Below are 22,201 nucleotides of genomic sequence, written 5' to 3'. Positions count from 1 at the left end.
TACAATTTTGGGCGCAGGCTCAAGACACTAAAGGGCCTCACCCCCTTCGAGTTCATCTGCAAAAGGTGGACTTCCGAGCCAGATCGATTCATCATCGATCCTATCCATCAAATGCCGGGACTAAACATCTAGGCTGGCCTCGGCTTAACATCCCGCCTTTATTCCGGCAGAGGCATATCAGGCCAGCTATCGGTGACGCCAGCCTGTACCGGACGCTCCAGATAGGTGGAAAGCGCAATATAGCTGCGGGTGCCGGTGACACCGGGAACGGCGTGGATCTGGGCGAGAAAAGCTTCCAAGGCCTGCGGGCTGGCGGTGCGGACCTTGAAGAGAACGCTGGCGTCGCCGGCGACCGAATGCATCTCCTCGACCTCGGGAAACTGGAGGAGCTGCATCAGCCGCTCGCTCTTGCCCCAGCCCGCCGCCTCCACATGCACGAAGGCAAGCAGCGGTTTGCCAAGCGCTGCGCCATCGAGTGCGGCATGCACGCCCTTGATGGCGCCGGATTGTCTCAGGCGGCGCACCCGCTCATGCACGGCCGGCGCCGAGAGGCCAACCGCTTCGCCAAGCCTGGCATAGCTCTGGCTGCTGTCGGCGGCGAGCGCGGCTAATATTCTTCGGTCGAATGCATCGATGACAGCCTGCTGCCTGCGTCCCTGCCGAAGATCCTCTGTATTTTTCGCCATTCCGCAAACTCCCCTTTCCGCCGAAGAATAATCGCCGATACTGGCATTCTTCAATAGAATATTCGGAATGAGGAGGAATCTCATGGAGATGATCGCGCACAATCCAGCAAACGGGATCTATGCAGCGAGCCCTGATTACATCCATGCGCTGGAGGTCAGGCAACCGTCCCGGCTGCTCTTCGTCAGCGGTACCATGGGTCTCGATCAACAGGGAATGGCGGCGGCCGATCTGGATGGGCAATTGGAGCTCATCTGGTCCAATCTGCGCACCATCCTCACGTCCGCTGATATGACGGTGGAGAATATCGTGCGACTGACGAGCTATTTGCGCGACGGCGCCTTTATGGAAGCGAACCAGAATGCCCGTCTTCGGGCACTCGACGGCCGCGCCGTGCCGACCACGGCGATCATCGTCGAAACGCTGCGCGACGACTGGCTGGTCGAGATCGAGATCGTCGCCGCCGGCTGATCGGCAAATGGCCGTCACACCCCCCGGGGTGTGACGGCTGCGGCGATCAGGCCGCCTGTTTCAACAGGCCGAGCGCCTCGGCCAGATCGACCTCACCGCGGAAACCGCCGCTGCTTTTCGCCTCCTGCCGATGCTCGATTGCATGGGCAAAACGCACGGCCGGCTCCTGCTGCATGCGTTCATAGAGGCGATGCAGGCCGGGAAACTGCCGGCGGTCGACGACCTTGTGGAAATCGTTCCAGCGGGCGATGCCGACGAAATAGGCGTCCGCCAGGCTCGGGCCGTTGCCGAGAAGCCATTCGCGGCCATCGAACAGACTTTCCAGCCTATGATGCGCCTTTTCGACCGCGGCGATGCCATAGGCCGTGAGGACCTGCTTCTCCTCGGGCTCCATTGGATGCTCGATCGCATACCAGAGCGGGCCGAAGGCCTGGAAGAAGGTGGTGTTGAGAAAGGCGAGCATCTGGTTCAGGCGGTCGAAATCCGCCGAACCCTGCGCAAGGCCAAGACCGCTGCCGATCGTGCGGGCGCCGATATGGTGCAAGATCGCCATGCTTTCGCTGATCGCCCTGCCATCTTCGAGCAGCAGCGACGGCGTTTCGCCGACCATGTTGATCCGCTTATATTCTTCGCTGGAGACTATTTCCGGCATCTCGACGCGGCAGAGCCGATAAGGCAGGCCGGACCATTCCAGCGCGACGATCGAGCCGAAGGAGCAGCCTTCAGGGACGCCGTAAAACAATATGGGTGACATCAATCGTTCCTTTCAGAATTGAACCCGTTTGGACGCGATGAATGTGCGGATGTGGACGATCTTGCGGTAGAGTCTATAAATGCATCGCAATGTCCACATATCTGGAAGCTGGCAATGGCGCTCTTCAACCTCAACGACCTTCATCTTTTCGTGCAGGCCGTCGACAGCGGCAGTTTTACGGCCGCCGCAAGGCATCTCGGCATTCCGAAATCGACGGTGAGCAAGCGGGTTGCGGAGCTGGAGGCACGGCTTGGCGTCCGGCTGATCCAGCGCACGTCGCGAAGCTTCGCGCTGACCGAGCTCGGCCGGGAATTCTTCCAGCATGCCCAGGCCTCGATCATCGAGGCGGAGATGGCCGAGGGCATCGTGCGGCGGCATCTGGCCGAACCCGCCGGCAGCGTTCGCCTGACCGCCTCGGTGCCAACGGCGCAGTTTACCTTGACGGAGCATCTGCCGGCGCTGGCGGCGCGCTATCCGAAGCTCCGGCTCTCCGTGCACGTGACGGACCGTTTCGTCGATATCGTCCAGGAGGGGTTCGACATCGCGCTGCGCAGCCACCGCACCCCGCTGCCGGATTCGGCGCTGGTGCAGCGCAAGCTCGCCAGCCATCCTTTCTTCATCCTCGCCTCGCCGGATTATGTGAGTGCCCGTGGCGAACCGCGTCGGCCGGAGGAGCTGGCACAGCACGCGACGATCATGACCAGCCTGACGGAGGACCAGTGGCGGCTCTATTCGGGTGGCGACGAGGCTCTTGTCACGCTGCATTCCGTCATGGCCGCGGATGAGCCCTATGTCTTGATGGAAATGGCCATGTCGGGGCTCGGCATCACCTGCCTGCCGACATCCGTCTGCCGCAAGGCGCTGGCAGACGGGCGGCTGGTGCGGGTGCTGCCGGAATGGACGGCAGGCAGCATCGAGACGACGATCCTGATGCCGCACCGGCGCGGCCAGCTGCCGGCGGTGCGCGCCGTCGTCGACTTCCTGGCGGAACGGCTCGCTGGGTAGAACCGCTTCGTACTTCCTGGAGTTTAGTGATCACGCCGCCTTGGCGGCGTGATATTCCTTGATCGCGACCATCTTGATCGCCGGATGGCGCTCGGATTCGTAACGCAGCGAGAAGCCGTCCTGGGCGAGGAAGACCGGATCGCCGTCGAGATCGCGGGCGATATCGCCGCGCTTGACGGTGAGGAATTTTTCGAGATCGGCCGGCTGATCGGCCGAGATCCAGCGGCAGACGGAGAAACGTGACATTTCGAAGGAGACCGGCAGGCCGTATTCGGCCATCAGCCGCTCCTTCAAGACGTCGAGCTGCAGGGCGCCGACGACGCCGACGATCGCCGGCGAGCCGTCTTCCGGCGAAAACAGCTGGACGACGCCTTCCTCGGCCATCTGCTGCAGGGCTTCCTTGAGCTTCTTCGCCTTCATCGCGTCTTCCAGACGCACGCGGCGCAGGATCTCCGGCGAGAAGTTCGGTACGCCCTGGAAGACCAGCGATTCACCCTCGGTCAGCGTATCGCCGATCCGGAGCGTGCCGTGGTTGGGAATGCCGACGACGTCGCCGGCATAGGCGGTGTCGGCGAGCTGGCGCTGCGAGGCGAAAAAGAATTGCGGTGCCGTCAGGCCGAGCTGCTTGCCGGTGCGGGCAAGCCTTGCCTTCATGCCGCGTTCGAGCTTGCCGGAGCAGATGCGGGCAAAGGCGATGCGGTCGCGGTGGTTGGGGTCCATGTTGGCCTGGATCTTGAAGACGAAGGCCGTCATCTTGTCGTCGGTCGCATGCACGGTCCTGGTATCGGCGACCTGGTCACGCGGCGGCGGCGCAAAATCGCCGAGCGCGTTGATGAGGTCGCGAACGCCGTAATTGCGCAACGCCGAGCCGAAAAAGACCGGCGTCATATGACCTTCCAGGAAGGCTTGGCGGTCGAAGGGACGGCAGGCCTCGATCGCCAGCTCCGTCTCCTCGATGAAGACTTGGCGCTCGTTTTCCGGCAGTCTGCCGGCCACGCTTTGCGGGCCGTTGACCGGCGTTCCCTCGATTTCGGTATCCGAACCGCGCACCGTGTTGGCGGCGATATTGTACGAGCCGCAAAAGGTCTTCGAGCGGCCGATCGGCCAGGTGATCGGCGCCGTATCCAGCGCCAGCTTCTCTTCCACCTCGTCGAGGATCTCGAAGGGATCGCGGCTTTCGCGGTCCATCTTGTTGATGAAGGTGATGATCGGAATATCGCGCATGCGGCAGACTTCGAAGAGCTTCAGCGTGCGCGGCTCGATGCCCTTGGCGGCATCGATGACCATGACGGCGGCGTCGACGGCCGTCAGCGTGCGATAGGTGTCGTCGGCGAAATCCTCGTGACCCGGCGTGTCGAGGATGTTGAAGACATTATCGTTATATTCGAAGGTCATCACCGAGGTGACGACGGAGATGCCGCGTTCGCGCTCGATCTTCATCCAGTCGGAGCGCGTCTGCATGCGATCCTTCTTCGCCTTGACTTCGCCGGCAAGCTGAATGGCGCCGCCGAACAGCAGCAGCTTTTCGGTGAGCGTCGTCTTACCCGCGTCCGGGTGGGCGATAATAGCGAATGTGCGGCGGCGGGAGACCGCCTCGGCGAGACTTTCGGCCATGCTTGTAAATCCTGTGGAATTGCCGCGTATCTAGCGATTAAAGCCCGGCAATGCAATTGACCTCGGGCCCTCGGGCGCAAAGTAATGGGCCATGACCATTCATCACAATACGCGCCCGACGCTGAACCTGATCCGCTTAGCCAATGGCGAAGGCCTCGACCTGCCCGCCTATGAAAGCAAGGGAGCGGCCGGTTTGGACCTGCGCGCTGCCGTCGACGAGGCAGCGCCGCTGACGCTTCTGCCCGGCAAGCGGGCTCTGGTGCCGACCGGCTTCATCTTCGAGATCCCCGAAGGTTTCGAGGGACAGGTGCGGCCACGCTCCGGCCTGGCCTTCAAAAACGGCATCACCTGCCTGAATTCACCGGGCACCGTCGACAGCGACTATCGCGGCGAGGTGAAGGTGCTGCTGGTCAATCTCGGCGAGGAGCCCTTCGTCATCTCACGCGGCATGCGCATCGCCCAGATGGTGATCGCGCCGGTCACCCAGGCGCGGGTGGCCGAGATCACCGCGGCCAGCGAAACGGTGCGCGGCGCAGGCGGCTTCGGCTCCACCGGCGTCTGATGGCAGAGCGCCTCGACAGTGCCGGCCTGACCTTCCGGCAGGACTATTTCGGCGATCCTGCCGGCTGGGCGGCTTTGGTCTGCCTGCTCAAGGATATTTTCGGCATCGATATCGGGCCGCTGCAGCAGCTTGGCGGACATGATCCCACCAGCATGCCCTTCGGCTGGTTTGATGCCGAAGGCGAACTTGCGGCCAATATTTCAGCCTTTGCACTGCCCTTCGTCCTCAATGGCAGGAGCGTCCATGCCGCCGGGCTGCAATCCGGCGCGGTGCGGCCGTCATGGCGCGGCCGCGGCCTCTATCGCGACGTCACGGTGAAAGCACTCGACTGGTGCGAGAAGCAAGGTTTCGAAGCCATCATCCTCTATACCGACAAGCCGTCGCTCTACGAGCCCTACGGTTTCCGCGCGATAGCGCTGCACCGATATGAAGGAGCGGCACCCGCCCCTTCGACACCAGCCGCACCTGCCCGGCCGCTTTTGCCGACAAACGCGGATGATCTTGCCCTGCTGCAATCGCTGCTGAAAAGACGAAGCCCGGTTTCAACCTCGCTGGCGGTCACAGTCAATGCGGCGATGTTTCTGATCAACACCCAGCTTGATCCGGATGTCCGTGTCAGCTTCCTCGAAGACCGGCAGGCGGTCATCGCCTGGAAGATCGACGAGGCCGGCCGCTTCAGCCTTATCGACGTCGTGGCTGCGGAGATACCGTCGCTTGCAGTAATCCTCGGCGGGCTGGAGTTCGCCCCTGCCTCCGTCGAGGTGCTTTTCCGTCCCGACAAGCTCGGCTGGGAGGGTGCTCCACAGCCGTTGGAAAGCGGCATGAGGCTGATGCTGCGCGGGCTTGGCGACGTCGCTCCAGATGTTCCGGCTATGCTGTCGCCGATGGCGGAATTCTAACCCCCTATTTCCGGCGCGAAAGCGGCGGCAGGCGGCGCTTGACAGGTGAGGCTTTGATCATCGCGGTGTTGGTCTCCGCCCTTTCGGCAACCCGGTCGAGGATGCCGTCGAGGTCGGCCATCGAGCGGATGACCAGGCGGGCGATAAAACAATCATCACCCGTTACCTTGTCGCATTCGATGATTTCGGGAATTTCCTCGATGATGCGCTCGACGATGTGCAGCTGTCCCGGCAGCGGACGCACGCGCACGATCGCCTGCAGGGGATAACCGATGGCGGCGGGATCGAGATCGATGGTGAAGGCCTTGATGACGCCGCGCTCCTCCAGCCGGCGCAGGCGCTCGGCGGCACTCGGCGAGGACAGGCCGACCTGCTGGGCCAGTTCCTTCAGCGAGATCCGCGCATTGCCGGCCAGCGCCTCCAGAATGGCCTGATCGATTTCGTCGAGCGATTGCACATCATTAGCCACGGCGATCTCTTTTCCTTGCTTTATTATGTCATATCGACATTTCTCCTTCTTATCCTTATATAAAATCACTCCTCGCCGCAATATTCTTATGCCACCGAAATGGAGGCAATCATGGGCAGCGACATCAAAAGAGGCACGGTGGAAATGACGGCGGCGATGCTGATCTCGGGGACGATCGGCTGGTTCGTCGTCATGTCGGGCCAGCCGGTCAGCGGCGTGGTCTTCTGGCGCTGCCTGTTCGGCGCGCTGACTCTGCTCGTCATCTGCGGCGCTCTCGGGCTGTTGCGGCCCGGCATCATCACGCTGCGCGCCTTCGGCATCGCCATTTTCGGCGGTATCGCCATCGTCTTGAACTGGCTGCTGCTGTTTGCCTCCTATTCGCATGCGACGATCTCGATCGCCACGACTGTCTATAACACCCAGCCTTTCATGCTGCTGGTGCTCGGCGCGCTCTTTCTCGGCGAGAAGATCACCGCGACCAAGCTGTTTTGGCTGGCGCTCGCCTTCGCCGGCATGGTGGCGATCGTCCAGGCAAAACCCGGTGCGGGCGGCGCTGCATTCGACGGCTACGGCCTCGGTATCCTGATGGCACTCGGTGCTGCCTTCTTCTATGCGCTTGCAGCCCTTGCCGCGAAATGGCTGAAAGGCACGCCGCCGCACCTGATCGCGCTCATCCAGGTCGCAACCGGCATGCTGATGCTGGCGCCGATGACCGACTTTTCCCATCCGCCAAGTGATGTCGGCAGCTGGACGATCCTCGTGACCGTCGGCGTCGTCCATACCGGGCTGATGTATGTTCTGCTCTACGGCGCAATCCAGAGGCTGCCGACGCATCTGACAGGCGCTCTGTCCTTCATCTATCCGATCGCGGCGATCCTCGTCGACCGGCTGGCCTTCGGCCATGCACTGCAGCCGATGCAGATATTGGGTGCGGCGATCATTCTCCTTGCCGCCGCCGGCATGAATCTCGGCTGGACGCCGCGGTGGCTGCGGCCGCGGGCGCTGGAGAGCTGAGAACCGGGCGGGCGTGGCAAGCACGCCTGGGCATGGCAAGCATGCCTGGGCATGGCATGCTGCCCGGGACCTGCCGATATTATTTCTGGCCGCGCGTGGTTTCGAACAGGAACCAGGTGCGGCGCTCGGCCTCGTCGATCCAGTTCTCGATCAGGCTGGCGCTCGCGACGTCATTATGCTCGTCGCAGAGGTCATGCACCTCGCGCAGCAGCGAAACGAGCTGAGCGTTATCATCGCGCAGTTCCGACAACATGTCCTCGGGCGTGACGAAATCCGCGTCGTTGTCCGAAATGCGCTGCTGGCGAGCGATCTGGCCGATGGAGCGCAGTGTCGTGCCACCGATCTTACGGGCACGCTCGGCAATGTCGTCGGTCATGGCGAAGATCTGCTCTGCCTGTTCGTCGAGCAGCAGATGATAGTCGCGAAAATGCGGGCCGGACATGTGCCAGTGGAAATTCTTGGTCTTGAGATAGAGCGCAAAGACATCGGCGAGCAGCGCGGTCAGCGCTGCCGAAATATCGGTGATGGCATTGGTCGGCAGATCCGAAGGCGTCTTCAGGGGCGCAAGTCTGGTCTTCTCGGCCTGTGTGGGGGACATCCGTTTTCTCCTTGGGGTGACGAAGCGATATGGGGGACCTGATAGGGCGACGATGACATGTTGATGAAGACGGCCGTGACGATGAGTGCCCAGCGGAGTTCTTCACCGCAACAAATACGGGAGGCTCGCAGTTCTTCAAGGTCGTGGGCAACCGGCGAGCAAGCATTCTTGCCGGTGATGCATCCATCAACCCCCGTGGATTGATGGTTGCAGGCACCGGATATAAAACAGCGGGAAAAAGAAGGGAGCGCATCATGAGCCTTGCCGCCTTGCTGACCTATGCCGGAGCGCTGTTCATCGCCGCGGCCATTCCGGGACCGGGGATCACCGCGATCGTCGCACGCGCGCTCGGCTCGAATTTCCGCGAGACCTTCTTCATGGGCCTCGGCCTGGTGCTCGGCGACATGACCTATCTGACAGCGGTCATTCTCGGCCTTGCCTTCGTGGCGCAGACCTTCACCGAGGTGTTCATATCAATCAAGATCGCCGGCGCCCTCTATCTCGGCTACATCGCCTGGAAACTCTGGACGGCAGGATTGTTGCCGCAGGATATCGCGGCACGGAAATCCACCAATATCGGCCTATCCTTCCTCTCCGGCCTGCTGGTGACGCTCGGCAATCCGAAGACGATGCTCTTCTATGTCGCCCTGGTGCCGACGCTGATCGATATCGGCAATATCGGCCTGCGAGACTATGCGCTCCTGCTGGCCACCACCTTCGTGGTGCTGATCGTCGTGCTCGTGCCCTATATGCTGCTTGCCTCGCGGGCCCGCACGATGCTGAAGCAGCCGCGGGCCTTGCAGGCGCTGAACCGGGTTGCATCAGGCATCCTCGCCGGCACGGCCGCCTTCATCGCCACGCGGGCCGCCTGAAATAAACATTCGGCAAGAACCGGTTTTCAAAGGTTATTTTCTCCGAGGACCGTCTCCCCGGGATGAACACGGGCTGGCCTAGACCGGCCTTTGATCCTATTCTCCTCCTCGATTTCAGAGACAGGATTTCAAAGGGAGGCACCCATGTCGCACAAGCCCGGCCGCGGCCGCATCTATTCCTCGATCACCGAGACCATCGGCGACACGCCGCTCGTGCGCTTCGACAAGCTGGCGCGGGAAAAGGGCGTCGTGGCGAACCTGATCGGCAAGCTCGAATTCTTCAACCCGATCGCCTCCGTGAAGGACCGCATCGGCGTCGCGATGATCGAGGGCCTCGAAGCCCAGGGCAAGATCACCCCCGGCAAGACGGTGCTGATCGAGCCGACCTCGGGCAACACCGGCATCGCGCTCGCCTTTGCCGCCGCCGCCAAGGGTTATCGGCTGATCCTCACCATGCCGGAGACAATGTCGGTCGAGCGCCGCAAGATGCTGGCGCTGCTCGGCGCCGAGCTGGTGTTGACCGAGGGGCCAAAGGGCATGAAGGGCGCCATCGCCAAGGCCGAAGAACTGGCATCGTCGCTTGCCGATGCCGTCATTCCGCAGCAGTTCGAAAATCCTGATAATCCCGAAATCCACCGCAAGACGACGGCCGAGGAAATCTGGAACGATACCGACGGCACGGTCGACATCGTCGTCTCCGGCATCGGCACCGGCGGCACGATCACCGGCGTCGGCCAGGTGCTGAAGAGCCGCAAGCCCGAGATCAAGATCATCGCCGTCGAGCCGGCCGACTCGCCGATCCTCTCCGGCGGCAATCCCGGCCCGCACAAGATCCAGGGCATCGGCGCCGGCTTCGCGCCGAAGATCCTCGATACCGGCATCTATGACGAGGTCGTCACCGTGACCAACGACGAGGCCTTCGAACAGGCGCGCCTGGTTGCCCGGCTCGAAGGCGTGCCGGTCGGCATCTCCTCGGGTGCTGCGCTGACCGCCGCTATCAAGGTCGGCATCCGTCCCGAGAACGCCGGCAAGAACATCGTCATCATCATCCCCTCCTTCGCCGAGCGCTATCTCTCGACGGCGCTGTTTGAGGGGCTCGGGAGCTGAGGCAGGGCTTGGCCGGGGCTTTCCGGTCACTCATATTCCTGGGTCATTGGGCGCTTCGGCACCCGCCTCAGACTGCTGATTTCGGTCGGGCCAAACCCGAAAAGGTGCCAGATGAAAGATCCTGTTCGTATCGGTGCTCTCGTAGCAGCGCCAATTCTGTTGGCGCTGTTCGTCTATTTCCTATTTATCGATTCGCCTGCTCGCTACACTGCTGTCGGTTTTATGATCGCCTTCGCCGTACTAGCCACTCGCTTGCGCGACTTGAAGAACCTGAATTTCGGCACGACCGGCATTAAAGCGGAACTGGAACAGAAACTGGCAGAAGCGCAGGCGACCGTCACACAGTTGCAACGGATAGCCGAGCTATTTGGGAAAATCAGTGTCGAGCAGATTTCGATGAGCAACCGAATGCTCGGTCTATCCTCGGAGAAAAAGCGCGAGTTCATATCCAACATCGACAAGGAACTGAGGGCCATTGGCATTCCTGACGAACGCGTGAAGGATGCAATTTCCTCGCAACGAGCCTTCGACACTTACGATTACTATTGGTGGGTTTCTCAGGCGGTTCCGGCAAATCCATCGCAGAGCGAACTTGAGGCGTTCACGAATTTCCGTCAGGAATTTCCACACGTGGATATCGGCTCGACCCCTTCGCCGTCAGAAGTCTCGGCATATCTGGCGCGTTACGGCATTACGCAAGGTGAAGGCATCGAGCGGCTGAAAGACTGGAAACATTACGAGGAAACTGGCCAACATCGTCGCGTGAAACTGTGGGATGCACGACACGATCTGTGAGTGCTTAAATTCTCAGAATTTTATCAATTGGTTGCGCGCCCTTGAATTAGGACAACTCGCATCGGGGCGACGGGCTCCATCCAATCAGGCCTCACTCCCGTCCGCGCAAACGGCCGCCAGGGACATCGGCCCGCGCAAGGGTCTCGGCCGCGTGACGATGCAAGTCTTCGTCCGGGACCATCACACGATGATCGCAGCAACCGTCCAACGTGACGTTGATGGGATACCGAAGGGGTCGCATGCGATAAGTTTGCCACGGTCACGGTTGGGTTGGAGGTTTCTGCCTTCCGGTCGACCCGGTATGCTGGACGGGGCATGGCTATGAGGGATCATTCTCCCAAAGCGAAGTTGAGACCGGCTGTAACCACGCGCGTCAGCCTAGCAGCGCGGTGATCATCCGTTGTGACCCGGACGGATCCTCGAGCACGGGGGTCAGATCGCTCACCTGGTCCAGGGCGCCGACGACCGGAAGTTCTTTGACCAAGGGGTCCCGTATCCCCTTGAGGGTTGCCTCGACCAGATCGTCGGCATTGATCGTCGTGAAGGGGCGTTCGAAGTATGGACCGATGACCGGCTCGACCTTGCCGCCGATGCCGTCCGCCAATTGGCGACGTGCCAGCGCAAGATAGGCCGAAGCGAGTGTCTCTCCGCGCTCCCGCCATCCCTCAGCCAGCAAGACCCGCTGCAACAGCGGTGACAGGGTTTCGGCAAGCGGCAGTTTCCCGAACGCACTGCCAAACCACTTCGCGTACGGCGCATAGCGGCGCTCGAGGAGGAAACCCATCCGCATGATGTCACGCACGAGCCGGCTCGCAACCAGGCGGGACCCCAGATCGTCGCCAACCTGTCCCGCTCGGCCGACAAAGGCCTGCTCCTCGGCAATACGCCGCCACTGGCAGGCGATTTTGTAAAGCCACACGTCGTCAGGGAAATAGGCCAGTGCCGTTCGGGCGCGTGTCAGCCGTTTGTCGTCATCGTGGAAAACGGCACCTCCCGTGAAGGCGAGCAGCCGCTGTTCGGCGAAGCCCAGCCACTGCAAGGGAGCAAGGTTGTCGGCGGACCGAACGGCCAGAAGCCGTTCCAGCGTAGCCTCAAGGGTGTGGAATTCGAGTCCATGCTCAATGGCGCCTGCCGCCTCCGGGCCATTCGCAGGAGGATGCGGGCGGCTGCGCCACCCAATAGGTTCACCAAGGTAGCTGGTGGGCGATACCTTGGTGAACTCAACGATCAACCGTCGGGCATAGTCATTGAATCCATCGGTGTGCAAGAAGACGTGGACCCGGGGGCCCCAGTTGTGATCCCTGGACACCTCGTCGTCTAAACCAAGCAGTTCCGATCCAAATCCAATCAACGCCGCTGAATGTGGGAGTTCCGGCGCAACATTGATTAACCAGGGCCTGACAATGTCCGCGTAGAAGCGACGCGATAACTCAATCCCCTGCATGACCGCTCCTCCGTTCAGGCCGCACATGATCCTTTGCGGACACTGCGAAGTCCAGCATCAAGACCGGCGGGCTCAAGGATGACTCTGCAGTTATCTTCACAGGATATCGGGCCGCTCGGCGCGCCCTCTTCCTGCGCCGCCGCCGTCAGCCTTTCGCCGGCGATGCGGTGGGAGATGGCTTCGGCGAGATGGATGCGGCCGACGCGGCGCGCAACGTCGACGCTGGTTTCAGCCGCCATCGGCCGGATCAGATCGGCGGCGGAGACGGCAGGTACTTCAATGCGAATATACCTTCCCGACCGAAAATGTCGAAGGTGTCCTGCCATAAAGTGACGGCTACAGCTACCCCGCAACTTCGTTTGCTTTGCGGACCTGCGCGTCGATTGCATTCTTCATCTTCCCCCACGCCGTGCTGTTTTCGAAATAGGCTTTCAGCTTTTCCCAATCATCAAGGCGAGCGACCACGATCTTAGGGTCAAGCGGCTGGCGGGGAGCGATCCGATGTTCGAATAACTCACCAACGAGAAGGTTCTGCATGTCGATTTGAAAGTCGTACATGAAACCACCGAAGCTATCGATCGCCTTGATGAGCGCGTCGGTCGCGACTTTGAGAGTTTGAATAGTGGCGTCGTCTGGCATGGTCCAAGGAAAGAGCGATCCCTGCTCAGGGCTATTCGGGATCTCTGCTGGCATGAAGCGAATGACCAGACTGCGGTATGGGTCAAACGCAATTTCCGCATCGTGCAGAGCGACATTGAACGCCAAGCGGTACATCTCAAGGCCGGGATGAATAACGCCCCACCGCTCCGCCAAGCTAATCAAGGCTATCACCGCCTTACTGAAATATGCCTGCTTCTCGAACAAGCTCAGTGCCCTGGCCTTCGGCAAGCCCCAACTTAGACCCGCTCGTGTCATCTCCCTATAGAGCGTCAGGTCGATCACAAAGCCACTAGCGTAGGAAGAATAGGACACTTCCGCATCACCTGCTTCACGACAAAGGCCGACAATCTCTTCGTACACGCGCATTTTCAGTTTAAGCGCCTCGGTATGCCTGAGTTGTACGGTGGCACGTCTCGCCTGCTTAGCATTCTGCGAAATGACAACCAGAGCAGCTAAGGTGGCTGCGATAATTGTTGCAATGGCGCCGATAAAAGGTGTCAGCGAGACCCATGGAACTATGTGCCACAAATTGGAAAGGTAGTCAGCCATAAGCCCCCGCTTCTTGCTACATGACCAAGTAATGGTTGGAGACTGCACGAATACAACCCCGTTCAAAATATTTCCGGCGGAAATTTCTTCTACAGCATGATCAGGGTAGCTCCCTCGCGCAGCCCCGTGTACCCCCTGGCACGCCTACGGTCGAATAGGTTCTCGTCTAGCAGCCAGCAGCCGAATGGCCCACCGCCTAGCATGCAGCGCCAGGCCGGAGGCGTGGAGGGCTGCCTGCACGCGCTCGCGGCTTTCGGCCACCGCCTTGTCAGGCAGGCCGACGATCTGGATCATGGGGTGGATTAATGTAGTCTGGCAGAGCGCTCAGGCGTTTTTTTCCTCTCAACTTCCTGCGATATGCACCTTATTTCTCGCTGAAGATTTCAGAAAGTTCGAGTGAATCTACCTCACCCGCAATCAATATTTCTACTTTGCAAATTTCGTTCAAAAACTTCGCTTATCCAAATGTAATCAATTTATTTCTTTCGATACAGATTAGATAAAACTTAGAGCTTTGCGTTCATTGAAATGTTCGCAGACAATAAGATTTCTCCATGGAATGGATAGCTATTTTTATTGTCCTGCTGCGATGTTTCGCTTTCCTTCTAAAAATACAGCTAGATTATTGTCACAATAATATTATGATGCCACTTATAGGCGTGTTTATTATTGATCAGTGGGCGTTCGGCAATCTGGAGGGGTGGGCGTGTCGTCAGATACATCTAGGCAACAGGACCTGTCGGTCTTGCATCCAATCATTCGTGAAAACGTAAGACTGGTCCTCACGCAGCTCGATCAAGAGAAATTGCCGTTCAAGGTATTTGAAGCGTTTCGAACACCTGAGAGGCAGCGATATCTCTACCGCCAGGGTCGGGAGATTCCCGGCGATAAAGTCACGAACGCTGAAGCTTGGGAATCCTATCACCAATACGGACTTGCCGCAGATTTTGTCCTTTTCATCAACGGGAAGTGGAGTTGGGAAGATAAGCGGCAGTACGCCAAAATGTGGCAGAGGTTGCACGACATCGGTCGTCAACATAGCCTAGAGCCGCTCAGTTGGGAGTCTCCACACTTACAGTATGCGGGCACAACGATTGAACAATTGCAGGCGGGAGACTACCCGCCCGGGGGCGACGAACAATGGGCGGAGCATGTCGCGGCCGCGATTGCGGGTTGGGAGGGGGTTCAGAAAGCTCCACCGATCCCCGCTAGGGCAGCTTTGCGACCGGCTCTTGAGAAGCTGCCTGATGAGGACAACACCGATGACAGTCCAACGTATGGAAGCGTCTCTAATCCCAAATTTATAACCGTGCGAGCGCGTCCAGATTTGGGTTTGACGGCTGATGTCATTGGGGGAGCACAAGCGTCGGACCGAGTTTGGGGCGTCCCAGCGTCCGTGACACTCGCTCAGTTCATCTTGGAGAGCGGGTTTGGAAAGCGGATGCCGCCCGGTTCCAACAATCCTTTCGGCATCAAGGCGAAGGGTGACGAGCCGTGCATCAAAGCACGAACCGTTGAACATGTGAATGGGCAAGACAGGGTGGAAATCGCTCGCTTTCGGAAGTTTGCGAATTTCGACGAAGCGTTTTCGCAGCACGGCCGATTGCTCGCGACCTCGCCCTATTACAGGAAGGCGATGGAAGTCCGGGAAGATCCGCTTGCTTTCGCGGACGCGCTGACCGGCGCCTACGCAACTGATCCCAAATACGGTTCAAAACTCATCAAGCTCATAGGGCAATACGATCTGACTGATTATGATGTTGCAGCTACCTCGGTCAAGGTTCCCGACGTTGATGCTGAGACCAATCAGCCCGATAGCACTGGCGTCTCGACCTCGTACGGAATGAAATTTGGAGACGAAGGGGAGAACGTTCGCGGGCTCCAGCAGATGCTGAAAACTGCCGGATACAGCGTTGGTGATATTGACGGTCGGTTTGGAAGCCTTACCAGAGGTGCTGTGACAGCCTTTCAAGCTGACAACGGGATCAAGATAACAGGCATTGCCGACGATCAGACGATGTCGCGTCTCAATAGGGCCCCGCCAAGGCCCCTAGACCGGGCTCGACTAAGTGCAACGGAAGACGACCTCAGCAAACTTGGATCGACTACCGTCTTGGAAGCGAAGCGGACCAAGCTGCTGGGATGGATTACAGGGGCGATTGGGCTGATGGGCATCGGCAACAGTGCGGTGGTGAACAGTGCCGGCTCTACTTCGACTGTGGCGCCAGGACTGGAAGCATTTTTGACCAACCTGCAGTCATTTCTTGCAAATCCCGCATTGCTCACCAATCCCGTTCAATTAGATCAGCTTAGGCAGAATGCCGTATCGATTTCGGACGCGCTTAAGGCGTTTAAAGGTTCTGACCTACCCTCCGTGATTCAACAGCTTCAACCGCTCCTTTCCGACGTTGTGCCTGCTCACACTCTCCAAACTACGAGGACCGTATTTGATCTGGTCACCCCAATCTTCCAAGGAAGCCCAAATCTTGAACCGGTGGCGCAAGGCCTCGCCTCGATCGCCGCGAGTTTCATACCTGGGTTTGGTGGCTCGGTAGCCTCACTCGCGATTGGCGTGTTGGCACACTACTTCGGATCGAAAATATCGCAGGCGCGTGTGCAGGAACATCGCGATGGCAGCAATCTCAATAGATGACGGTGGCTGACTTCGGTCAAGCGACCCGCACGCGCATTTTTCACACACTGGTGAGTCCTCAACTTGCTTGGAGGGACGATGTCATTTAGCTTTCATCAGATTTTTGCAAGCGAGCGTAGTGTAATCCGATTTCGTCGTAGGATGATCGAGCAGGGGAAGCTCGTGGATTGTCGGATGAGCCCAGATACCCCTCTCCTAGAACTGCTGCCAGCTGACACCATTGATGATGATGGTGACGTCCCGGACTTATGCGGTCTCACCTTATCCGGAGGCGGAAACCGATGTGCAGCTTTCTCGTTGGGTGTCACTCAGGCGTTGGATTCATTGAGACCCGACAATGAGAATCAGGTCTTCGATGCACTCGATTACATTTCCACCGTCTCGGGCGGCGGCTATATGGGCACTTCGATCGTGGCCGGCCTGATGCAGGCGCCTTACACTTACCCGTTCGCGAGCAAGCTAGATTCGGATGAGACTGAGGAAACCAAGCATCTCCGTAATTTCTCGAATTTCTTAGTGCCGAATGGGTTCATCGATTATCTGACCAGCCTTGCTCTTGTGCTGCGTGGCCTGACGGTAAATGCGGTCATTGTGATGCCCTTGATATTGTTGCTGGCTGTCCTTACGGTTGCGTGTTCGCCGACGATAGCAAGCTTGGCGCAGCCCGATTTCTTTGGTTTTCCTCTTGAACAGCTTCCTTTTCCGATCGCTAATGTTGCGGCCTTTAAAGGCTTCACGCTTACCACGAATCTGGTTTTACTGGCCACCGCCATCACTTTTGTCAGTGCGCTGATCACGTCGAAAACCTTCCGTACGAGCACACTGGACACGCGCATGCGTCTTGGTCTTTACCTTGGGGGCCTGGGTGCCACGATCTTCATCTCGGCGTTCGCGGAATTGCAGCCGCTCATAATCGCCGGGATGTTTTCGGCGGGTGGTTATTCGGAGCTGCCGTCATTTGGTGTCGGGGGCGTGCTAAAAGCCTTTGGTCAGATATTACCCACAATTGCAGCAGTGTTTGCCCCGATCGCAGGCATTCTTGTCGCCGTTGCTGAGAAGCTCGCAAGCGTTGTGAAAGGCGCAATAGGAGAAGACACCTGGAGTGCTGAGCTAAAGAAACGAGCAAGCCTCCTGGGGCTCTACATCTCAGCACTGGTTGTGCCAGTGCTTCTATGGATTGCGTACCTCTATCTCGCCTACTGGGCGGTACGAACCGATGATTATGCTACGAACCCTAATGCCCCGAATTGGCTGAAGCACGTCCCTGAGCTGCAAATCTTCTTAATCCTACCAACAATCGAGCGTCTTGGGCCGATTGCATCCGCCTATCTCTGGGCAGCTCTCTTCTTGATCTTTGTGTGTCTGTTCCTGGGGCCGAACTCCAATTCGCTTCATCAGTTATATCGTGATCGGCTGAGCAAGGCCTTCTTGTTTACCAGGTCAAATCCACGCTCCGACGATGGCGTTGACGTAGGAAACTGGACGTTTTCGTCGCTTAAGCAGCCTACTAGTGCTTCCCGAGCCGACATTCCTGTCGATTGGCGGTTTGGTGCATCTTTCTCGCCGTACCTCCTTGTGAACACTGCCATCAACATGGCGGGGTCGAAGGATTTAAATAAGCGCGGGAGAAACGCTGATAATTTCATTTTCAGCCCATTGTTCATTGGCAGCCAGTCAACCGGGTATGCCAGAACTAAAGACGTTGAAGCTGTAACAAATTTGAGCCTTGCCACTGCGATGGCTACATCGGGCGCGGCTGCGTCAGCCAATATGGGCAACCATACAATTCCCATCCTGACATTCAGTCTTTCCATGCTCAATGTTCGGCTTGGGTATTGGTTGGCAAATCCGAACCAGCTCGAAAAATTCGCAAGTTGGAAAACAAGGCTGATGGCCAACATTGGCACTTGGTATTTTGCCACCGAGGCTTCCGGTCGAATGAACGAAACGAGGTACAACGTCTACCTAACTGACGGCGGACATATAGAGAATTTAGGGATTTACGAACTTCTGCGGCGCCGGTGCAAGGTGATTGTAGCCGTCGACGGGGAGGCAGACCCGAATATGACGTTCGACTCATTCGTAAAACTGCAGATCATTGCGCGGATCGACTTGGGGATTAGGATCGACTTACCTTGGAAAAAAATAGCAAAGCGAGCCCTGGCGACATCCAAAGTGATTGGTCTCCGGGAAGAATGTGAGGGTGCGAAAGGCCCGCACGGTGCAATCGGCATCATCCATTATGGACAAAATGAATTTGGTCTACTTTTCTATATCAAGTCCTCGATAACGGGAGACGAGAATGACTACATTATAGATTACAAGGCGCGGAATCCGACTTATCCACACGAGACCACTTTGGACCAGTTTTTCAGTGAAGAACAGTTTGAGGTCTACAGAGCACTGGGCTTTCACGCGACACGAGGATTTTTCACGGGTGTTGATGAGGTCGCGCAGCCAGATGAGCGCCCAGGCGATTGGTCAAAGACGGTGGGCGATGCGCTGAAGCGGCTGAACCTTCCCAAGGAGATGATCGACACTTTTACCCAGCGTTTGGAGGAGCTTTCGTAAGCCAAAAAGGACCGCGCCGACGTTATTAAATCGCTGTATTCGACATATAAGAGCGCCACGCACTCGTGGGAGTTTCTCCTTGAGACTTCAGCAATTGAGCAATACGTAGTACTTACTCGAGAGACACGTGAGGCGATTGAAATCGCCAAAGGCGGATCCCTACCGACGGGCGCTTTATTAGGCACCCAGGGGCTGGCAGCAGTCTGAGGCCGCTTCAGCGCCCCTTCCTCTTACGCCGCCGCCGTCAACCTCTCGCCGGCGATGCGGTAGGAGATCGCTTCGGCGAGATGGATGCGGCCGACCGTCGGTTTGCCGTCGAGATCGGCCAGCGTGCGGGCGACCTTCAGGACGCGGTGGTAACCGCGGGCGGAGAATTTCATCTTTTCGGCGGCGTCGCGCAGCAGCTGCAGGCCGCTGGCATCGGGCTCGGCCAATTTTTCGATCATCGCAGTGGAGCAGCGGGCATTTGTGCCGATGCCTTTTGCGCCGGTGCTTTCGAAGCGCTCCTGCTGGATCTCGCGGGCGCGGGCGACGCGGCGGGCGACGTCGGCGCTGGTTTCAGCCGCCATCGGCCGGATCAGATCGGCGGCGGAGACGGCAGGTACGTCGATGCGGATATCGATGCGGTCCATCAGCGGGCCGGAGATGCGGGCCTGGTAATCGCTCATGCAGCGCGGGCCGCGGGCGCAGGTATGGCCGGGCTCTCCCGCCATGCCGCAGCGGCAGGGGTTCATCGCGGCGATCAGCTGGAATTTTGCCGGATAGGAGACGCGGTGATTGGCGCGCGCAATGACGCATTCGCCGCCTTCGAGCGGCTGGCGCAGCGCATCGAGCGCCTGCGGCGTGAATTCGGGAAATTCGTCGAGAAAGAGCACGCCGTGATGGGCAAGCGAGGCTTCGCCCGGACGGGCGCGCAGGCCGCCGCCGACGAGGGCCGCCATGGTGGCGGAATGATGCGGGGTGCGGAAGGGCCGGCGATCGGAAAGCTTGCCGCCGGAGAGTTGGCCGGCGATCGAATGAACCATCGATACTTCCAGCAGCTCGGCGGCCGAAAGCGGCGGCAGGATCGACGGCAGCCTGGCCGCCAGCATCGACTTGCCGGAGCCGGGAGGACCGACCATCAAAAGGTTATGGCCGCCGGCGGCTGCGACCTCGAGCGCCCGCTTGGCGCTTTCCTGGCCCTTGATCTCGGCGAGATCCGGCAGGTTTGCGGCATTGGCGCGGATCGATGCCTCCGGCCTGGAGAGGACCTGCGTGCCGCGGAAATGATTGGCAAGGGCGATCAAGCTGCGGGGTGCGAGAATATCGACCTCGGCGCCTGCCCAGGCGGCTTCGGCGCCGCTTTCGGCCGGGCAGATCAGCCCCTTGCCGAGCGCATTGGCGCCGATTGCGGCCGGCAGCGCGCCTGAGATGGCGGCGATCGTTCCGTCGAGATTGAGTTCGCCGACGACGACAAAGTCCGACAGCGCATCGGCGGGGATGGCGCCAAGCGCCGCCATCAGGGCAAGGGCAATCGGCAGATCGAAATGCGAGCCCTCTTTCGGCAGGTCAGCAGGCGCCAGATTGACCGTCACGCGCTTCGCCGGCAGCGCCAGGCCGGAGGCGTGGAGGGCTGCCTGCACGCGCTCGCGGCTTTCGGCCACCGCCTTGTCAGGCAGGCCGACGATCTGCATGCCGACCTTGCCGGGCGCGACCATGACCTGGACCTCGACCGGCACACCTTCGATGCCCTGAAATGCCACCGTACTGACACGCGCGACCATATGCCCATCCCCTTGCCGCAAACTCTTATACCGCCCCCGGCCGTTCAGGGCCAGCGGTTGCAATCTGGCATGGAAGCCTGAATAAAACAAGAACAATCACAGAACATAGTCAGGCATCCGCTGTGACCCCGGTTGTATCTCGGTCGCGGGACCAGAACGGTCATGGGCGCCTGGCTCAGCCGCGCTTGCGCTCGATCGCGTCCCAAAGCAGGCTGGCGATATCGGCGCCGCCGAATTTCTTGACCTCGCGGAGGCCGGTGGGCGACGTGACGTTGATCTCGGTCATATAATCGCCGATCACATCGATGCCGACGAGGAGGAAGCCGCGTTCCCTCAGCGCCGGGCCGATGCGGGCGCAGATTTCCTGTTCGCGCGGCGTCAGCTCGGTCGCCTCGGCGCGGCCGCCGACATGCATGTTGGAGCGGCTGTCGTGCTCGGCCGGAACCCGGTTGATGGCGCCGGCGAATTCGCCGTCGACGAGGATGATGCGTTTGTCGCCCTTGCGCACGTCAGGCAGATATTGCTGGGCGATGAAGGGCTCGCGGAAAAGCTGGCCGAACATTTCCAGCAGCGAGGAGAGGTTGCGGTCGTCGCGGGTCGAATGGAAGACGCCGGCGCCGCCATTGCCGTAGAGCGGCTTCAGGATGATATCGCCCATCTCGTCGCGGAAGCGACGGATCTCGGCGGCATCCTTGGTGATCAGCGTCTTCGGCATCAGGTCGGAAAATTCGGTGACGAAGATTTTTTCCGGCGAATTGCGCACCCAGGCCGGATCGTTGACGACGAGCGTCTTCGGATGGATGCGCTCGAGCAGATGCGTCGAGGTGATATAGGCCATGTCGAAGGGCGGATCCTGGCGCAGCAGCACGACATCCATGGTCGAAAGATCGACGCGCTCGGGCGCGCCAAGCTCGTAGTGATCGCCTTTGACGTCGCGCAGCACCATCGGCTCGACGCTGGCATAAAGCTTGCCGTCGCGAAAGCTCAGGCGGTCGGGGGTGTAATGGAAGAGCCTGTAGCCGCGCACTTGGGCTTCCAGGCTCATGGCGAAGGTGGAATCGCCTGCGATATTGATGCCTTCGACATGGTCCATCTGGACCGCTACATTGGTGATCTTGACCATTTCCATCCCTCGCTGAATGCCGGACAGATGTAGGTCGGCCAGATATCAAACGCAACGGGCAATCAAGGGCTTCCGGTCGCCGCTTTTCAGGCAGCGATGCCCTGGGTGCCGCTGTTGCGCAGCATGTTGCGGAGGCGGTAGGCGATCGCCAACGGCTTCGGGAAAGGCTTGCGCAGGAAGGCGACCTTGCGGACGTAATTGTCGACCCGCCAGCTCGCCCAGGTTCCACCGGCGAAAAAGGCGACGTCGCCGGCACGCAGGGTTCGTTCTGTGCCGTCCTCGGCCGTGATATGGACCTCGCCTTCGAGGATCATCACCGTCTCGTCCCAGCCGAAATACCAGCGGAATTCGCCCGCCGTGCAATCCCAGATCGCCGTCAGCGAGGCCTCGTCATGGCCGCGCGAATGTTCGGCGGTGCGGGCCTGCGGATTGCCGCTGATAATCCAGTCCGGATTGATCGGCGTGGATTTCAGCGGCAGCAGATCGCTCGCATGTGCGACGAAGGATTTTCTGGCCGGCTTCGCCACCGCATACGGCACCGAGCGCGCGGCCATGGCGACCGCACTTGCGAACATCAGCTTCCAGGCCATGAAA

Annotated in this window: 20 protein-coding genes and 3 pseudogenes; 11 read left to right on the top strand and 12 right to left on the bottom strand. The window is 59.6% G+C overall.

Annotation, left to right across the window (positions count from 1 at the left end; all coding sequences use genetic code 11):
* A pseudogene (locus tag GFM02_RS27485) lies at positions 1-132 on the top strand (IS481 family transposase); the annotation flags it as partial.
* A gap of 26 nt (positions 133-158) precedes the next feature.
* Here GFM02_RS27485 and GFM02_RS27480 read toward each other — a convergent pair.
* Entirely contained in the window at positions 159-740 is a 582-nt protein-coding gene (locus GFM02_RS27480) for an Lrp/AsnC family transcriptional regulator (RefSeq protein WP_168323378.1), read from the bottom strand.
* A gap of 28 nt (positions 741-768) precedes the next feature.
* Here GFM02_RS27480 and GFM02_RS27475 point away from each other — a divergent pair, with 28 nt between their 5' ends.
* The gene (locus tag GFM02_RS27475; protein WP_168323374.1) at positions 769-1,155 is read left to right on the top strand and encodes a RidA family protein; all 387 of its coding nucleotides are present in this window, start codon (positions 769-771) and stop codon (positions 1,153-1,155) included.
* Between the two features lie 46 nt (positions 1,156-1,201).
* Here GFM02_RS27475 and GFM02_RS27470 read toward each other — a convergent pair whose 3' ends face one another.
* On the bottom strand, positions 1,202-1,909 hold the full coding sequence (locus GFM02_RS27470; protein ID WP_168323373.1) for a glutathione S-transferase family protein: 708 nt from the start codon (positions 1,907-1,909) through the stop codon (positions 1,202-1,204).
* Positions 1,910-2,023: 114 nt separating this feature from the next.
* On the opposite strand from GFM02_RS27470, the gene GFM02_RS27465 reads away from it, so the two are divergent.
* Positions 2,024-2,914 (top strand): LysR substrate-binding domain-containing protein, encoded by an 891-nt coding sequence (locus GFM02_RS27465; protein ID WP_168323372.1) that lies wholly within the window; start codon positions 2,024-2,026, stop codon positions 2,912-2,914.
* A 30-nt stretch (positions 2,915-2,944) separates the two neighbouring features.
* Here GFM02_RS27465 and GFM02_RS27460 read toward each other — a convergent pair whose 3' ends face one another.
* Entirely contained in the window at positions 2,945-4,528 is a 1,584-nt protein-coding gene (locus GFM02_RS27460) for a peptide chain release factor 3 (protein WP_168304508.1), read from the bottom strand.
* Between the two features lie 91 nt (positions 4,529-4,619).
* Here GFM02_RS27460 and dut point away from each other — a divergent pair, with 91 nt between their 5' ends.
* Together dut and GFM02_RS27450 are read left to right on the top strand one after the other, a co-directional pair.
* Positions 4,620-5,090 carry a dUTP diphosphatase gene (dut, locus tag GFM02_RS27455; RefSeq protein WP_168323371.1) on the top strand — a complete coding sequence of 157 codons (471 nt, stop codon included), beginning with the start codon at positions 4,620-4,622 and terminating at the stop codon, positions 5,088-5,090.
* Positions 5,090-5,989, top strand: coding sequence for a GNAT family N-acetyltransferase (locus tag GFM02_RS27450; RefSeq protein WP_168323370.1), 900 nt, complete (start codon positions 5,090-5,092; stop codon positions 5,987-5,989). Before dut ends, GFM02_RS27450 begins: the two co-directional genes overlap by 1 nt.
* 4 nt (positions 5,990-5,993) lie before the next feature.
* Here GFM02_RS27450 and GFM02_RS27445 read toward each other — a convergent pair whose 3' ends face one another.
* A complete protein-coding gene (locus GFM02_RS27445) occupies positions 5,994-6,458 on the bottom strand; it encodes a winged helix-turn-helix transcriptional regulator (protein WP_168323369.1) in 465 nt (154 codons plus the stop codon).
* Positions 6,459-6,557: 99 nt separating this feature from the next.
* Here GFM02_RS27445 and GFM02_RS27440 point away from each other — a divergent pair, with 99 nt between their 5' ends.
* The gene (locus tag GFM02_RS27440) at positions 6,558-7,472 is read left to right on the top strand and encodes a DMT family transporter (RefSeq protein WP_205930484.1); all 915 of its coding nucleotides are present in this window, start codon (positions 6,558-6,560) and stop codon (positions 7,470-7,472) included.
* 79 nt (positions 7,473-7,551) lie between these two features.
* On the opposite strand, the gene GFM02_RS27435 is transcribed toward GFM02_RS27440, so the two are convergent.
* Positions 7,552-8,070 (bottom strand): Dps family protein, encoded by a 519-nt coding sequence (locus GFM02_RS27435; RefSeq protein ID WP_168323367.1) that lies wholly within the window; start codon positions 8,068-8,070, stop codon positions 7,552-7,554.
* A 254-nt stretch (positions 8,071-8,324) separates the two neighbouring features.
* Here GFM02_RS27435 and GFM02_RS27430 point away from each other — a divergent pair, with 254 nt between their 5' ends.
* The 3 genes from GFM02_RS27430 to GFM02_RS27420 all read left to right on the top strand — a co-directional run bounded on the left by GFM02_RS27430 (position 8,325) and on the right by GFM02_RS27420 (position 10,844).
* Entirely contained in the window at positions 8,325-8,942 is a 618-nt protein-coding gene (locus tag GFM02_RS27430; RefSeq protein ID WP_168323366.1) for a LysE family translocator, read from the top strand.
* Between the two features lie 144 nt (positions 8,943-9,086).
* Positions 9,087-10,049 carry a cysteine synthase A gene (gene cysK, locus GFM02_RS27425; protein WP_028740563.1) on the top strand — a complete coding sequence of 321 codons (963 nt, stop codon included), beginning with the start codon at positions 9,087-9,089 and terminating at the stop codon, positions 10,047-10,049.
* A gap of 111 nt (positions 10,050-10,160) precedes the next feature.
* Entirely contained in the window at positions 10,161-10,844 is a 684-nt protein-coding gene (locus GFM02_RS27420; protein ID WP_168267820.1) for a hypothetical protein, read from the top strand.
* A gap of 373 nt (positions 10,845-11,217) precedes the next feature.
* On the opposite strand, the gene GFM02_RS27415 is transcribed toward GFM02_RS27420, so the two are convergent.
* The 4 genes and pseudogenes from GFM02_RS27415 to GFM02_RS35245 form a co-directional block, all read right to left on the bottom strand.
* The gene (locus tag GFM02_RS27415; protein WP_168267822.1) at positions 11,218-12,288 is read right to left on the bottom strand and encodes a DUF4037 domain-containing protein; all 1,071 of its coding nucleotides are present in this window, start codon (positions 12,286-12,288) and stop codon (positions 11,218-11,220) included.
* 14 nt (positions 12,289-12,302) lie between these two features.
* A pseudogene (locus tag GFM02_RS27410) lies at positions 12,303-12,575 on the bottom strand (hypothetical protein); the annotation flags it as partial.
* Positions 12,576-12,630: 55 nt separating this feature from the next.
* The gene (locus tag GFM02_RS27405) at positions 12,631-13,497 is read right to left on the bottom strand and encodes a hypothetical protein (protein ID WP_168267824.1); all 867 of its coding nucleotides are present in this window, start codon (positions 13,495-13,497) and stop codon (positions 12,631-12,633) included.
* A 168-nt stretch (positions 13,498-13,665) separates the two neighbouring features.
* A pseudogene (locus tag GFM02_RS35245) lies at positions 13,666-13,788 on the bottom strand (magnesium chelatase domain-containing protein); the annotation flags it as partial.
* Positions 13,789-14,203: 415 nt separating this feature from the next.
* Here GFM02_RS35245 and GFM02_RS27395 point away from each other — a divergent pair.
* Both GFM02_RS27395 and GFM02_RS27390 read left to right on the top strand, forming a co-directional pair.
* A complete protein-coding gene (locus GFM02_RS27395; protein ID WP_168267826.1) occupies positions 14,204-16,150 on the top strand; it encodes a glucosaminidase domain-containing protein in 1,947 nt (648 codons plus the stop codon).
* A 174-nt stretch (positions 16,151-16,324) separates the two neighbouring features.
* Positions 16,325-18,721, top strand: coding sequence for a patatin-like phospholipase family protein (locus tag GFM02_RS27390; RefSeq protein ID WP_168267827.1), 2,397 nt, complete (start codon positions 16,325-16,327; stop codon positions 18,719-18,721).
* A gap of 230 nt (positions 18,722-18,951) precedes the next feature.
* Here GFM02_RS27390 and GFM02_RS27385 read toward each other — a convergent pair whose 3' ends face one another.
* From GFM02_RS27385 to GFM02_RS27375, 3 genes are all read right to left on the bottom strand, one after another.
* Entirely contained in the window at positions 18,952-20,484 is a 1,533-nt protein-coding gene (locus tag GFM02_RS27385; protein ID WP_020052577.1) for a YifB family Mg chelatase-like AAA ATPase, read from the bottom strand.
* Positions 20,485-20,659: 175 nt separating this feature from the next.
* Entirely contained in the window at positions 20,660-21,607 is a 948-nt protein-coding gene (gene gshB / locus GFM02_RS27380) for a glutathione synthase (RefSeq protein WP_168323365.1), read from the bottom strand.
* Between the two features lie 86 nt (positions 21,608-21,693).
* Positions 21,694-22,197, bottom strand: a complete 504-nt coding sequence (locus GFM02_RS27375; RefSeq protein ID WP_168323364.1) for a cupin domain-containing protein — start codon at positions 22,195-22,197, stop codon at positions 21,694-21,696.
* Between the last annotated feature and the right edge of the window lie 4 nt (positions 22,198-22,201).

The sequence above is a fragment of the Rhizobium leguminosarum bv. viciae genome, assembly GCF_012276115.1.
Taxonomy (GTDB): domain Bacteria; phylum Pseudomonadota; class Alphaproteobacteria; order Rhizobiales; family Rhizobiaceae; genus Rhizobium; species Rhizobium leguminosarum_T.
The sequence above is the reverse complement of the archived record's forward strand: the minus strand, read 5'-3'. Positions and strand labels throughout refer to the sequence as shown.

Excerpts from the sequence above, each read along its gene's own strand:
- GFM02_RS27475 (WP_168323374.1), top strand. The coding sequence starts at position 769 with ATGGAGATGATCGCGCACAATCCAGCAAACGGGATCTATGCAGCGAGC.
- GFM02_RS27470 (WP_168323373.1), bottom strand. The coding sequence starts at position 1,909 with ATGTCACCCATATTGTTTTACGGCGTCCCTGAAGGCTGCTCCTTCGGC.
- GFM02_RS27465 (WP_168323372.1), top strand. The coding sequence starts at position 2,024 with ATGGCGCTCTTCAACCTCAACGACCTTCATCTTTTCGTGCAGGCCGTC.
- GFM02_RS27460 (WP_168304508.1), bottom strand. The coding sequence starts at position 4,528 with ATGGCCGAAAGTCTCGCCGAGGCGGTCTCCCGCCGCCGCACATTCGCT.
- dut (WP_168323371.1), top strand. The coding sequence starts at position 4,620 with ATGACCATTCATCACAATACGCGCCCGACGCTGAACCTGATCCGCTTA.
- GFM02_RS27450 (WP_168323370.1), top strand. The coding sequence starts at position 5,090 with ATGGCAGAGCGCCTCGACAGTGCCGGCCTGACCTTCCGGCAGGACTAT.
- GFM02_RS27440 (WP_205930484.1), top strand. The coding sequence starts at position 6,558 with ATGGAGGCAATCATGGGCAGCGACATCAAAAGAGGCACGGTGGAAATG.
- GFM02_RS27435 (WP_168323367.1), bottom strand. The coding sequence starts at position 8,070 with ATGTCCCCCACACAGGCCGAGAAGACCAGACTTGCGCCCCTGAAGACG.
- GFM02_RS27430 (WP_168323366.1), top strand. The coding sequence starts at position 8,325 with ATGAGCCTTGCCGCCTTGCTGACCTATGCCGGAGCGCTGTTCATCGCC.
- cysK (WP_028740563.1), top strand. The coding sequence starts at position 9,087 with ATGTCGCACAAGCCCGGCCGCGGCCGCATCTATTCCTCGATCACCGAG.
- GFM02_RS27420 (WP_168267820.1), top strand. The coding sequence starts at position 10,161 with ATGAAAGATCCTGTTCGTATCGGTGCTCTCGTAGCAGCGCCAATTCTG.
- GFM02_RS27415 (WP_168267822.1), bottom strand. The coding sequence starts at position 12,288 with ATGCAGGGGATTGAGTTATCGCGTCGCTTCTACGCGGACATTGTCAGG.
- GFM02_RS27405 (WP_168267824.1), bottom strand. The coding sequence starts at position 13,497 with ATGGCTGACTACCTTTCCAATTTGTGGCACATAGTTCCATGGGTCTCG.
- GFM02_RS27390 (WP_168267827.1), top strand. The coding sequence starts at position 16,325 with ATGAGCCCAGATACCCCTCTCCTAGAACTGCTGCCAGCTGACACCATT.
- GFM02_RS27385 (WP_020052577.1), bottom strand. The coding sequence starts at position 20,484 with ATGGTCGCGCGTGTCAGTACGGTGGCATTTCAGGGCATCGAAGGTGTG.
- gshB (WP_168323365.1), bottom strand. The coding sequence starts at position 21,607 with ATGGTCAAGATCACCAATGTAGCGGTCCAGATGGACCATGTCGAAGGC.
- GFM02_RS27375 (WP_168323364.1), bottom strand. The coding sequence starts at position 22,197 with ATGGCCTGGAAGCTGATGTTCGCAAGTGCGGTCGCCATGGCCGCGCGC.